This window comes from Streptomyces sp. NPDC056480 (genome assembly GCF_042795405.1).
In the GTDB taxonomy this organism is placed as follows: domain Bacteria; phylum Actinomycetota; class Actinomycetes; order Streptomycetales; family Streptomycetaceae; genus Streptomyces.
The window spans coordinates 1-11,830 of record NZ_JBHTSA010000181.1 but is presented as its reverse complement, the minus strand read 5'-3'; the positions used below and the strand labels follow the sequence as shown (position 1 = coordinate 11,830).

The window sequence follows — 11,830 nt, the reverse complement described above, 5'->3', positions numbered from 1 at the left end:
GACGCCGGGGACGGTCACGCGCCACGCGCGCGTGGCCGTCTCCGGCGTCTCCGTACGGCAAGCACTGCCCCATATGATCGCTTTTCATGGGAGAAGTCCGCTTGTCTGCCGAAGCCGCACCCCGGGGCACGACCGCCCGTTCACGGCGCAGCGCCGCGTTCGCCGTCTGGTACCTGCGCGTCGTCACGTTCATCAATTTCCTGAGTGCCGTCTGGGTCTCCTTCGGGCAGGACCTGCGCCGCCACAACGAGGACAACTACTTCACCCCGTACATGCTCACGGCGGGCTTCGCCTCGGGGGTCTTCACCCTCTTCCTGGCGATCACCATGCGGCGGCGCAAGCGGGCCGCGTGGATCCTCAACATGGTGCTCGGCGGGCTCTTCCTGCTGCTCTTCGCGCTGGTGATGTTCTTCCCCGAGATCCGGCAGCACGCCCAGAACTGGATCTCGCTGGTCCTGACCGCCGCGTTCGTGCTCGCGCTGCTGCTGGGCCGCAAGGAGTTCTACGCGAAGGGCGACCGATCCAACCCGTGGCTCGCCGCGGTCGTCGCGGTCGGCGGACTGCTCGTCACCTCGCTGCTCGCGGCCGTCCTGGTCACCGTCACCAACACCTCCACCGCCTCCTCCACCTTCCTGGAGCGCTGGCGGTACGGCGTGATGCGGCTGATCACCCTGGCCTCGGACGACTCGCGGTTCGCCGGGATCACCACGCCCGGCTGGGTCGACGTCACCATCAACGTCCTGTCCACGCTGCTGCTGTTCGCGGTGCTCTTCGCCGCCTTCCGCTCCCGCCGGGCCACCGATCCGCTGACCGAGGAGGACGAGGAGCGGCTGCGGACCCTCCTCGACAAGCAGGGGGACCGCGACTCGCTCGGCTACTTCGCGCTGCGCCGCGAGAAGAGCGTCGTCTGGTCGCCGAGCGAGAAGGCCGCCGTCACCTACCGGGTGGTCGGCGGGGTCTCGCTGGCCTCGGGCGACCCGATCGGCGACCCCGAGGCCTGGCCCGGGGCGATCGAGCCGTGGCTGGCCGAGGCGCGCGAGCACGGCTGGATCCCGGCGGTGATGGGCGCGAGCGAGGAGGCCGGGGTCATCTACGCCCGGCACGGTCTGGACGCCCTGGAGCTGGGCGACGAGGCGATCGTGGAGACCGACGAGTTCACCCTGGACGGTCGGGCCATGCGGACGGTCCGGCAGGCCTTCAACCGGGTCAAGCGGGCCGGGTACGAGGTCCGGATCCGGCGTCACGAGGACATCCCGGCCGAGGAGATGGCCGAGCTGCTGCGGAAGGCCGACGACTGGCGGGACGGGGCCACCGAGCGCGGCTTCTCGATGGCGCTCGGCCGGCTCGGCGACCCGCGGGACGGCCGGTGCGTGATGCTGGAGTGCACTGACGGGGAGGGTGAGCTGCGGGCGGTGCTGTCCTTCGTGCCCTGGGGGCCGAAGGGGCTCTCGCTCGACCTGATGCGCCGGGACCGCGAGTCGGAGAACGGCCTGATGGAGTTCATGGTCATCGAACTCCTCCAGCGGGCCAAGGAGATCGGGATCACTCAGGTCTCGCTGAACTTCGCGATGTTCCGGTCCGTCTTCGAACGTGGCTCGAAGCTCGGGGCGGGACCCGTGCTGCGCATGTGGCGTTCACTGCTCAGCTTCTTCTCCCGCTGGTGGCAGATCGAGTCGCTGTACCGCGCCAACGCCAAGTACCGACCGATCTGGGAGCCCCGATTCATGCTCTTCGAGAAGAGTGCGGACCTGCTGCGCATCGGCCTCGCGGCCGGTCGCGCGGAGGGGTTCCTGGAGGCCCCCGGGCTGCCGAAGTGGATGCACCGCCGGCATCTGGAGAGCGGCCGTTGACCCGCGCGCTCCGGGAGTTCGCCCGCCGCGAGTGGGGCCCGCTGTTCTTCACCGTGAGGACGGCGCTCGTCACGAGGAGGTGGCGTGCGGTCCCGATGACGCTCGCCGCCGTCTGCCTCACCGCGCTCTTCCAGGTGGTGCAGAACCAGGACTGGGGCTATCAGCCGGTCCAGAACATCGGCTCCGTACGGGCCGAGGACCCGTTCTGGCTGGCGCTGCTCCGGACCCCGCTCTCGCTGTTCGTGCCGGCGCTCGACCTGCCCGTGTGGGGCGCCCTCGCCCAGGTGCTGCTGGTCTTCGGGATCGCCGAGATCTGCCTGGGCCGGTGGCGCACCCTCGCCGTCGCCTATCTGGCGACCCTCTGCGGAACGCTGTACGCGCGGGTGGGCATCGCGCTCGGCCCGGACAACCCGTTCGGGCTGCCCGCCACCGACGCGCAGGTTCACGACACCGGGCCGTCGGCGGCCGTGGTGGGCCTCGCCGTCTACGTCTGCTGGCGGTACGGGGCCCGGTGGACGGGCACGCTCGTGGTCGTGGCGATGGTCGTCGAGGTGGTCATCAAGCCGAACCTGGCGGGCAAGGAGCATCTGGCGGCCATCGCCGGCGTCCTCGTCCTGATGGGGATCCAGGCCTGGCGCGAGCGCGGTCAGGAGGGCGTGGAGCCGCCCCGCCCGGGGACCCGCTCCTGGAAGCCGCCGATCAAGTCCTGAGCCCGGCGCCGGATCCTGGTCCAGCGCTTGTCGTGGCGGTACGTACGGATCCGGGAGCGGGCCCGGGCCCGGTGCCGGCGCCCGTAGAACCGGCGGGCCCACCAGGAGCCGGGCCGGGCGAGCCGGACGGCGCCGACGATCGCCACGAACGGGATCAGGGTGCCGATCACCGCCATCCGGAACTTCCCCTTCACCAGGGTGATCAGGATGAGGAGGAAGTTCAGCGCGAGGGTCAGGATGAAGGTGAGCCGGTCCTGGCGTTCGTCGGCGGTCATGTCGTCGACACCCAGGGGTGAGAAGCCGCTCAGGGTGAGCCCGACCAGGGCGGCGGTGAGGACGACCACCTCGACGCTCTTGCGGCCCTCGTCCGACCAGTACACGTCGTCGAGATGGAGGATCAGCGCGAACTCGTCCAGGACGAGCCCCGCGCCGATCCCGAAGACCACCGCGAAGAGGGCGGCGCCGAAACCGTGCCGGTCGCTGCCCACCGCACCGAAACCGCCGATGACGGTGAGGACCACGCCGGGTACGACGTGATGGATGTGGAGCCCGCCGGAGGAGACGTTCCCGAACGGCCCCTTCCCCGCCCGGATGAGACGGACGATGGTCCTCGTGACCAGGAACGTCACGATGAACGAGGTCAGCGCGAGGAGCATCGGGAGCTTGCCCGGCTCGACGATGTTGCGGGAGAACCAGTGACCCATGCCACCCCGTTCCGATTTGCGCGGTATGCGCAATCTACCGTCCGGAGGCGGCGATTACCCTGCCCGGATGGACGGCCTGCGTTTCGCCTTCGGCACCCTCACGGTGTTCCCCGCCCGCATCACCCGCTGGGACCGGGACGCGGCGCGCGCCGGCATGCTCTGCGCCCCGGTGGCCGGTCTGGTCGTGGGACTCTTCGCGGCCGGGCTCGGCGGCGCGTTCCTCGCGCTCGACTCGGGCCCGCTGCTCGCCGCCGTCGTCTCCACCGCCGTGCCCGCCGTCCTCACCCGGGGTCTCCACCTCGACGGCCTCGCCGACACCGCCGACGGCCTCGGCAGCGCCAAGCCCGCCGAGGACGCGCTGCGCATCATGAAGCAGTCGGACGTCGGCCCGTTCGGCGTCATCGTGCTGCTCCTCGTGCTGCTCGCCCAGGTCGCCGCGCTCTTCGAGCTGTACGGGGAGAGCTGGGCGCACGGGGCGGTCGGCGCCGCCCTCGCCGCGACCGTCGCCCGCCTCGCCCTCACCCACGCCTCCCGCCACGGCGTCCCCGCGGCCCGCCCCGAGGGCCTCGGCGCGATCGTCGCCGCGACCGTCCCGGTCCGGTCCGCGACCCTCTCGACGGCGGTCGTCCTGGTCCTCTGCGCCGCTTCCGGTCTGCTGTTCTCCCCGTACGACGCGCTCCGCAACGTCCTGGCGGCGGGTGCGGCCCTGGGCGCGGCGGCGGCGCTCCTGCGCCGGTGCGTACGGCGGTTCGGCGGTGTGACGGGGGACGTGTTCGGGGCGGTGGAGGAGACGGCGGCGACCACGGCCCTGGTGGCACTCGCCCTGGGGTGATCGGGCCGCCCTGGGGTGATCGTGCCGTGCCCGCTCCCGCCCCGGCCGGCTCAGCGGGCGGGCTCCGGGAGGTACGGGAGGGTGCCCCACGGGTGCGCGCCCGTGCCGGGGACGGCGCAGTGCACCGGGGTGACCGGGCGGACGCCGGGCGGAGCCGCGTACACGAGGTGGCAGTAGTGGGGGGCGACCGGCAGGTCGAGGGTCCGGTACGTGTCCCAGGGGCCCTCGAAGGTGACGAGGAGGTCGGCGAACTCCTCGTAGCCCGGGTCCGGATGGGCGCCGTGGTTGAACACCAGGGTCGCCGCCCCGGCGGACCGGGCCGCGACCGCGACCCGGCGGTAGTGGGCGAGGGCGGCGGGCGCGGTGGACACCTGGTCGAGGAAGGCGCCGTCGGTGCCGTACCAGTCGCGGTGGCGGACCAGGTCGGTGAGGACCTCGGCCTGCGGGCGGCGCCCGTAGGCGGTGTCCACGTAGCCGAGGATCCGCACCCCGGCCGCCCGTAGCCGGTCGGCGGCCTCCGCGAACGCCGCGTCGGGGGCCTCGCCCGCGCCGCTCGCGGGGTTGACGACGACGCCGTACAGGGACGGCGCCACGTCGACGAGGGCCGACCAGGCCTCGGGCCGGTCGGCCGGGTGCTCGTAGAACGGCACCAGGAGGAAACGATTCACGGGCCGGGTCCCCTAGACGCGGTGGGTGGTCGGGCGGACCAGCAGGACACAGGTGAGGACGGCGAGCACGGCCGCCGCTCCCCCGGCCGCCACCGGGCCCGCCGCGGGTTCCAGCGTCTGCGCCGCCGCCGCGAGCAGACAGACGGCGGCCGCGCTGAGCACCGCCCCGAAGGCCTGGAGCAGCAGCCCCAGCCAGAGCACGGTCCCGATCAGGAGCAGGGTGACGAGCCGCGGCTGCGTCGGCCAGGGCGCCCCGGGCCAGGCCAGCGTCACGGTGATGGTGAGCGTGACGAGCACGCCGAGGTAGCCGCCGAGACAGAGCACGAGGATGCCGGTGACCGCGCGGCGGAACTCGCGCGCGGTGGCCACGGTCCGCAGCCGGGTCAGGCTCTCCCCGCGGAAGCGGTGCAGCAGCCACTCGGCGGGCCCCATGGAGAGGGTCAGCGCGATGACGGCGCCCGCACCGCTCACCAGGGTGTCGCCGATGCCCGCGTGGAGCACGAGCAGACCGCTGCCGAGGCCGAAGAGGCCGTACGGGACGGAGGTCGCGCGCGGGGGTCCGCCGCGTCCCGCCGCGCCCCGCCGGGCGCCCGGCCGGAGGACGAGCCCGGCGAAGACGACGCTCGCCGTGAGCGCGGTGAGCAGGAGGCCGGCGCGCAGGAGGTCGGGCAGGTCCCAGCGGAAGGCGGGGACGGCTCCGGCGAGCGGTGCCAGGGCGCAGAGCAGGGCCCGTTCGCGGCCGAGGACGAGGAGCACGGTCGCGGCGGCCAGGTAGACCGACTGCCCGGCGGCGAACAGGGCCGCCGGGGTCTCGCCGGGAGCGGCCGCCGCGAGGGCGACGACCGCACCGGCGAGGGCGCCCGCCGGGGCCCCGAGGAGCAGGGCGCGGGCGGCGGCGGGCCGGTCGCCGAGGCCCAGCCAGGTGTACGCGCGGTGGGCGAGGCTCTGGTTCCAGACCCAGCCGGTGACGGCGCCGGCGAGCAGCGGAACCGTTCCGCCAGGGAGCCCGAACCGGCCCTGCTCCCCTGCGAGCAGGGGTGCGGCGAGGACGTACGCGAGTCCGGGCAGGGCGAAGACGAGCCCGCGCAGGAGGCAGCCCGCGAGCCCGGTGTGCCAGGCGCCTCCGGGCGGCGCCTCCGGGGCGGGGTGGCGTCGCTCCACGCGCGCGTAGAGGTCCTCGGCGAGCTCGAAGGAGTCGGCGCGGCCGTAGGTGAGCCGGATGTGGTCGTCGGTCATGCCGTCGGACTCGAGGACGGCGGCGATCTCGTCGGGGTGCACTGCGACGGCGACGAGCCCCCCGAGCCGTTCGGCGAGCTCGTCGAGCGGATCGGCGGCGAGTTCGCCGCCGGCGGGGGCGGTCGGCCCCGCCGGGCGGGCGCCGGGGGCCGCGGAGGCGTCGGCCGGCGGGGGCGTGGCGCGCCCCGCGTGTCCCTCGCGGCGGGGCCGCGGGATCGCGGGCAGGGGGGTTTCCGTGCTCGGGGGCTTGAGCCAGAGCGAGCCGCTCATGCCGGGGTGCCTCCTGGTACGAGGGCCGTGGAGGCACGGCGCGGGGCGGGGATGCTCAGACGGAGGGGCGAGGGGGTGAACGCCGGGACCGGGCGCGGCGCGGGGAGGACCCGGTCGCCCGCCAGTTCGCGGTAGATCTGGCGGAATCCGTCCACCGAGCGGTGCAGCGTGAAGCGGTCCACCACCCGCTGCCGCGCGAGCCTGCCGAGTTCGGCGCGGCGGGCCCCGTCGCGGAGGAGTGCGGTGACGGCGGCGGCCATGACGGCCGGTTCGCGGGGCGGGACGACGATCCCGGTGTCGCCGACGGCCTCCCGTACCCCGCCGACGTCGGTGGAGACGGTGGCGCGGCCGCAGGACATGGCCTCGATGAGGGAGAAGGGGAAGCCCTCGCTGATGGAGGAGAGCATCACCACGCTGCCGGCCGCGTAGGCGCTGGGCACGTCGGAGATCCGGCCCTCGAAGGTGATCCCGTCGGTGACGCCGAGTTCGGCGGCCAGCTTCTCCAGGCGGGTGAGGTAGTCCTCGTTCCCGGCGGGGACCGGACCGAACAACCGGAGGCGCAGCGCGGGCAGTTCGGCCCGGCAGATGGCGTACGCCCTGATCAGGGTTTCGAGGTCCTTGATGGGGTCGACGCGGCCGCACCAGCTGAGCGTGGGGGTCTCGGGTTCGGGACCGGCCTCGGGGAAGAGGGCCGGGTCGACGCCGTTGTAGACCGTGCGGATGCGCTCGGCGGGGGCGCCGCCGCGCTCCTCCCAGCGCCGGTTGTACTGGTTGCAGGGGGTGATGAGGTCGGCCTTGCGGTAGCCGAGGGTGTTGAGCTCGCGGTAGAAGCCGAGCATGAGGGCCTTGACGGGCCAGCGTTGTGCCTCGGTGCGGTAGCCGAGATAGCGCTCGCGGAGGTAGATGCCGTGTTCGGTGAGCAGGAAGGGCACCCCTTCGAAGTGCTGTGCGGCGAGCGCCGGAAGGGTGGCGAGGCCGCTGGAGACGGCGTGGGCGACGCCGTCTCCGGATATCCGGGCGGCCAGCGGCCGCAGGGCGTGTTCGAGCAGGTCGGTGGCGGTGAGCGCGTCGTGGACGGTGGGCCGGGCCGCGAGCGTCGGCAGGTGCGGCATGGTCCAGATCCACATCAGGGAGCGCAGGGCGGCCTCGGAGCGCAGGGCGTTGGTCAGTCGGCCCTGCCGGGCGAGTTCGGCGAGTCCGTACAGGCTGGTGCCGAAGTCGTAGCCCGCCGCCGGGTCGAGGAGGGCGAGGAGCAGCCGCTCGTAGGTGTCGAGGAAGCGGCGGCGCTCACGCCCCCGCAGGGGCCGGCGCGCTGCGGCGAACAGGCCGGGCGCGGTCGGCCCCTGCGGGAGTCCCCAGAGGGGGTAGGCGGTGTGCCGGGTGACGTTGGACGGCAGCTCCCAGGTGACGGGTTCGCGGCCGCTGCCGGTGAGGGCGAGGATCTCGAAGTCGACCTCGGGCATGCCGCGGACGAGCTGGTCGCACCAGGTGCTGACGCCGCCGTGGACATGCGGGTAGGTGCCTTCGGTGAGCATGGTGACGTGACGGCCACTGCTCGGCATGTGCGTTCCCCCCAGAACGTGCTGGTCAGGCGGTCGGGAGCGTGAGTGTGACGCTGGTCTGGAGCGGTTCGGGCGTGGTCCAGGCGGAGCGGGTCCCGGCGTACGGCGTGCCGAAGACGGCGGTGCCGAGGAGGAGGCGCTTGCGGGTGCCCTCGGGGGCGGTGACGGGCACGGTGAGGCCGGCCGGGGCCTTGACGGTGACCGCGGTGCCGATGCGGTAGGCGGTGACCTTTCCGGTGGCGAGGGCCTGGTCCCAGGCGGCGCGGCGGGTCAGCTCGGTGCCGACGTCCCGCTGGGCCGGGTTCACCAGGGGCGTGCTGGGCGCGAACAGGCCCCGGTAGTCGGCGAGTACCCGGTCGAGGACGGGGTAGAGCAGGCGCTCCTCGGCGAGGTTCGACTGGTGCACGTAGTGCGGCCGCGGGTCGTTGCCGAGAACGTGGGAGAGGGCGGTGCGGGCCTCCTGCGGCACGATGTGGTCGGCGTAGCCGGTGGCCGTGGGGAGCGGGGCGGGCAGGCAGGTGGAGGCCGGGTTGGACTCGCAGATGCCGCTGCCGCCGTCGGCACGGGAGGTGTAGATCCAGTTGTACTCGTCGGCCATCTCGGCGGCGGTGCCCACGTTGTAGTACACGTTCATGGGGTGGCGGGGCACGGTCTTCGCGGCGCCGGACGCGGTGCCGACCGCGCGCTGCTGCGGTTCGCGGGAGTTGTCGCTGCCGGTCCACTTGACGCCGTTGTCGGCGAGGGCGCCGGCCAGGTTCGGGTTGTCGACGGGCTGCTGGGGCAGGGTCCTGAGGCCGGAGTGCTCGCCGGTGACGAGTTCGGAGCGGTCGACGGAGATGCCCTTGCGGACGGCCCAGTTGTGGTTGTCGCGGATCTGGGCGGACAGCTCGGCGCGGCTGACCCAGAGGGTGTTGCCCTTGGCGTCCTTGGCGCACTGCCAGGGGACGACGGCGTTGTCCTGGACGCAGCCGAGGAAGGGATGGGTGTACGTGTGGTTGATCCACCGGTACTGGGCGCGGTCGGCGACGAGCCGGTCGGTGAGCGGGTCGGAGCCGGCGTGCTCGGTCTTCCACTGCTCGCCCTGGCCGCCGTTGTAGACCATGTCGAGGGTGAAGCCGGAGGACTTCTGCCAGGCGGCGGCGTACTGGGCGTCGGCGACCGTCATCCGGATCGGATCGGCCCCCTCGCCGTCGTCGCCGACGCAGTCGAAGTCGCCGGGCGTGCAGTTGAGTCCGGTGTCCCAGCGGGCGTCGGGCGCGAAGACGTCGTCGACGTGCACGGAGAGGTAGTTGCGGCTCTGGCCGAGGTGGACGCCCTGGGTGAGCCATTCGACGATGCCGCGGGCGAGGGCCCGGAACTGCCGCTGGTACTGGTTGTAGGCGAAGGTGACGACCAGTTCGCGACGGCCGTCGGCGGTGTACTCGCCGACGAGGCTGGCCCGGCCGCCGCCGTCGACCGGCACGTCCACGTAGCTGGTGTAGCCGGCCCGGGGGCGGCCCGCGTAGCCGTAACTCTCGGCGATCGCGGGGTCGTTGTCCTCGAAGGTGAGTGCCCCGGCCAGGTACCGGAAGGGGCCCGCCTTCCCGGCGGCGGTGATGCCCGCGGTGGTCCCGTCGAGGACGCCGGACCAGCCGCCCTCGTTGGTGTAGTCGAGGCCGACGCCGGGGTGCGACCAGGTGTAGGCGTCGACCTGCGGGATCCCGAAGGTCCGTTCGTACGCCTGGAGGGCGGTGTGCTCGGCGGAGTCGGGGCCGAAGGCGGTCTCGTGGGGCAGGACGACGCCCTGGTACTTGGCGCGGGGGCGGCCGTCGAGCGTGTCGCTGAGGAAGGCCGCGTCGAGAACCGGCCGGTTCGGGTCGTTCAGGTCGATCCTGCGGTACGCGACGCCGGAGCCCTTCAGCTCGGCGGTGATCGCCCCGACCGCGCTGCCGCCGTCGTCCACGACCAGGACGGTCAGGTCGATCCGGGGCACGACGGCCGCGGGAGCCGCGACGGCCTGCGCGGACGGGACGACGGTGGCGAGCAGCGCGGCGGCGGCGAGGGCCGCGACGCGGGCGGTACGGGGCGCGGTGCGGGCGCCGCCACGGGCGCGGGGCGCGCTTCCGGGCGTACGGATTCGGCCGGAGTGCATCAGGTGGTGTCCCCCCTCTGCAGGTCCCCGCGCACCGGGGGCCGGGGCGGCGAACCTGTGGAGATGTTGCAGATGATGCGAAGACGAGCGGGTCGTCCTTGCGTGACTGAGGCGAGTGTGAACGAGCGCTCCGAGCCTGAACGGTAAACATGAAAGAGACACCACGGATGAGTGAATCAACGCCGCCGTGAGCGAACCGGGCGAGCGAGCGTAGGCTCGTTCTCGGCGCTCTCCGGGCCGAAATACGATGCGGCGGGCACGGTCGGCCCATCCCTCGACCGCCACAGAACTCAATGGAAGCGAGATTTCACCACCGTGACTGCTCTCACTCTCAGCACTGCCGGCGCGGCGACGCTCCGCGCCGACGCCCTCGTCATCGGCGTCGCGAAGTCCGGGAAGACGCTCGTCGTCGCTCCGGGCGCCGAGTCCGTCGACAAGGCCTTCGACGGTCGGCTCGCCGCCGTCCTGGAGACGCTGGGTGCCTCGGGTGCCGAGGGTGAGGCGACCAAGCTGCCCGCCCCCGCCGGCCTCAAGGCCCCCGTCGTCCTGGCCGTCGGCCTGGGCTCCGCCCCCGAGGACGGCGCGTCCTACGCCGCGGAGACCCTCCGCCGGGCCGCCGGTGTCGCCGCCCGCACCCTGACCGGCTCGAAGAAGGCCGCGTTCGCGCTGCCGATCGACGACGCCGACGACGCCGCCGCCATCGCGGAGGGCGCCCTGCTCGGCGCGTACGCCTTCACCCAGTACCAGGAGTCCGGCAAGGACGCGAAGAAGCCGCTGGGCGAGGTCGCCCTGCTCGGCGCCAAGCCGCGCGACAAGGCCCACAAGGCCGCCGCCGAGCGCGCCCAGGCCGTCGCCGAGGAGATCAACCGCGCCCGCGACCTGATCAACATGCCGCCGAACGACCTGACCCCGGCCGCCTTCGCCGCCGCCGCCCAGGCCGCCGGCAAGGAGCACGGCCTCAAGGTCCAGGTCCTCGACGAGAAGGCGCTCGCCAAGGGCGGCTACGGCGGCATCCTCGGGGTCGGCGTCGGCTCCGAGAACCCGCCGCGCCTGGTCCGCATCGGCTACACCCACCCGAAGGCGGAGAAGACCCTCGCCCTGGTCGGCAAGGGCATCACCTACGACTCGGGCGGCATCTCCCTGAAGCCGGCCGGCCACAACGAGACGATGAAGTGCGACATGAGCGGCGCCGCCGCCGTGTTCTCCACCGTCGTCGCCGCGGCCCGGCTCGGCCTCGAGGTCAACGTCACGGGCTGGCTCGCCCTCGCCGAGAACATGCCGTCCGGCTCCGCCACCCGCCCGGGTGACGTGCTGCGCATGTACAGCGGCAAGACCGTCGAGGTCCTGAACACCGACGCCGAGGGCCGGCTCGTCCTCGCCGACGCGCTGACCAGGGCCTCCGAGGAGCACCCGGACGCGATCGTCGACGTGGCGACCCTGACCGGCGCGATGGTCCTGGCGCTGGGCAACCGCACCTTCGGCATCATGGCCAACGACGACGACTACCGCTCCGCGATCCACGAGATCGCGGAGGAGGTCGGCGAGGCGTCCTGGCCGATGCCGCTCCCCGCGGACCTGCGCAAGGGCATGGACTCCCCCACCGCCGACATCGCCAACATGGGTGAGCGGATGGGCGGCGGCCTGGTCGCCGGTCTCTTCCTCCAGGAGTTCGTGGGCGAGGGCATCACCTGGGCCCACCTGGACATCGCGGGCCCGGCGTTCCACGAGGGCGCCCCGTACGGCTACACCCCCAAGGGCGGCACCGGATCCTCGGTCCGCACCCTGGTGCGACTGGCCGAGCTGACGGCGGCCGGCGAGGTCTGAGCAGGCGTGTGACGGCGACGGCCCCGGGTTGCGTGCCCGGGGC

9 protein-coding genes are annotated in these 11,830 nt (G+C 73.2%); 4 read left to right on the top strand and 5 right to left on the bottom strand.

What is annotated here, in order from left to right:
• Positions 1-86 precede the first annotated feature (86 nt).
• Entirely contained in the window at positions 87-1,850 is a 1,764-nt protein-coding gene (locus ACFQ79_RS38420; RefSeq protein ID WP_383592481.1) for a phosphatidylglycerol lysyltransferase domain-containing protein, read from the top strand.
• On the top strand, positions 1,847-2,560 hold the full coding sequence (locus ACFQ79_RS38415) for a hypothetical protein (protein ID WP_383592478.1): 714 nt from the start codon (positions 1,847-1,849) through the stop codon (positions 2,558-2,560). Before ACFQ79_RS38420 ends, ACFQ79_RS38415 begins: the two co-directional genes overlap by 4 nt.
• On the opposite strand, the gene ACFQ79_RS38410 is transcribed toward ACFQ79_RS38415, so the two are convergent.
• Positions 2,497-3,264 (bottom strand): hypothetical protein, encoded by a 768-nt coding sequence (locus ACFQ79_RS38410; RefSeq protein ID WP_209494415.1) that lies wholly within the window; start codon positions 3,262-3,264, stop codon positions 2,497-2,499. The two genes, ACFQ79_RS38415 and ACFQ79_RS38410, sit on opposite strands and share 64 nt — an antisense overlap.
• Before the next feature lie 67 nt (positions 3,265-3,331).
• Between ACFQ79_RS38410 and ACFQ79_RS38405 the strand changes: the two genes are divergently transcribed.
• Complete coding sequence (locus ACFQ79_RS38405) at positions 3,332-4,096, top strand: adenosylcobinamide-GDP ribazoletransferase (protein ID WP_383592475.1); 765 nt, start codon at positions 3,332-3,334, stop codon at positions 4,094-4,096.
• 50 nt (positions 4,097-4,146) lie between these two features.
• Here the strand turns inward: ACFQ79_RS38405 and ACFQ79_RS38400 are convergent, their stop codons facing one another.
• Genes ACFQ79_RS38400 through ACFQ79_RS38385 form a run of 4 tightly spaced genes read right to left on the bottom strand, consistent with a single transcriptional unit; the run spans position 4,147 to position 9,963 of the window.
• On the bottom strand, positions 4,147-4,764 hold the full coding sequence (locus ACFQ79_RS38400) for a spherulation-specific family 4 protein (RefSeq protein ID WP_383592472.1): 618 nt from the start codon (positions 4,762-4,764) through the stop codon (positions 4,147-4,149).
• A gap of 12 nt (positions 4,765-4,776) precedes the next feature.
• Positions 4,777-6,270 (bottom strand): hypothetical protein, encoded by a 1,494-nt coding sequence (locus ACFQ79_RS38395; RefSeq protein WP_383592469.1) that lies wholly within the window; start codon positions 6,268-6,270, stop codon positions 4,777-4,779.
• Complete coding sequence (pelF, locus tag ACFQ79_RS38390) at positions 6,267-7,832, bottom strand: GT4 family glycosyltransferase PelF (RefSeq protein WP_383592466.1); 1,566 nt, start codon at positions 7,830-7,832, stop codon at positions 6,267-6,269. Before pelF ends, ACFQ79_RS38395 begins: the two co-directional genes overlap by 4 nt.
• Positions 7,833-7,857: 25 nt before the next feature.
• Positions 7,858-9,963: a hypothetical protein gene (locus tag ACFQ79_RS38385; protein ID WP_383592463.1), complete on the bottom strand. Its 2,106-nt coding sequence runs from the start codon at positions 9,961-9,963 to the stop codon at positions 7,858-7,860.
• 315 nt (positions 9,964-10,278) lie between these two features.
• Here ACFQ79_RS38385 and ACFQ79_RS38380 point away from each other — a divergent pair, with 315 nt between their 5' ends.
• Positions 10,279-11,787, top strand: a complete 1,509-nt coding sequence (locus ACFQ79_RS38380) for a leucyl aminopeptidase (protein ID WP_383592461.1) — start codon at positions 10,279-10,281, stop codon at positions 11,785-11,787.
• Positions 11,788-11,830: the final 43 nt, after the last annotated feature.

What these genes read in the sequence shown, in the direction of transcription:
- ACFQ79_RS38420 (WP_383592481.1), top strand. Translation starts at nt 87, where the DNA reads ATGGGAGAAGTCCGCTTGTCTGCCGAAGCCGCACCCCGGGGCACGACC.
- ACFQ79_RS38410 (WP_209494415.1), bottom strand. Translation starts at nt 3,264, where the DNA reads ATGGGTCACTGGTTCTCCCGCAACATCGTCGAGCCGGGCAAGCTCCCG.
- ACFQ79_RS38405 (WP_383592475.1), top strand. Translation starts at nt 3,332, where the DNA reads ATGGACGGCCTGCGTTTCGCCTTCGGCACCCTCACGGTGTTCCCCGCC.
- ACFQ79_RS38395 (WP_383592469.1), bottom strand. Translation starts at nt 6,270, where the DNA reads ATGAGCGGCTCGCTCTGGCTCAAGCCCCCGAGCACGGAAACCCCCCTG.
- pelF (WP_383592466.1), bottom strand. Translation starts at nt 7,832, where the DNA reads ATGCCGAGCAGTGGCCGTCACGTCACCATGCTCACCGAAGGCACCTAC.
- ACFQ79_RS38385 (WP_383592463.1), bottom strand. Translation starts at nt 9,963, where the DNA reads ATGCACTCCGGCCGAATCCGTACGCCCGGAAGCGCGCCCCGCGCCCGT.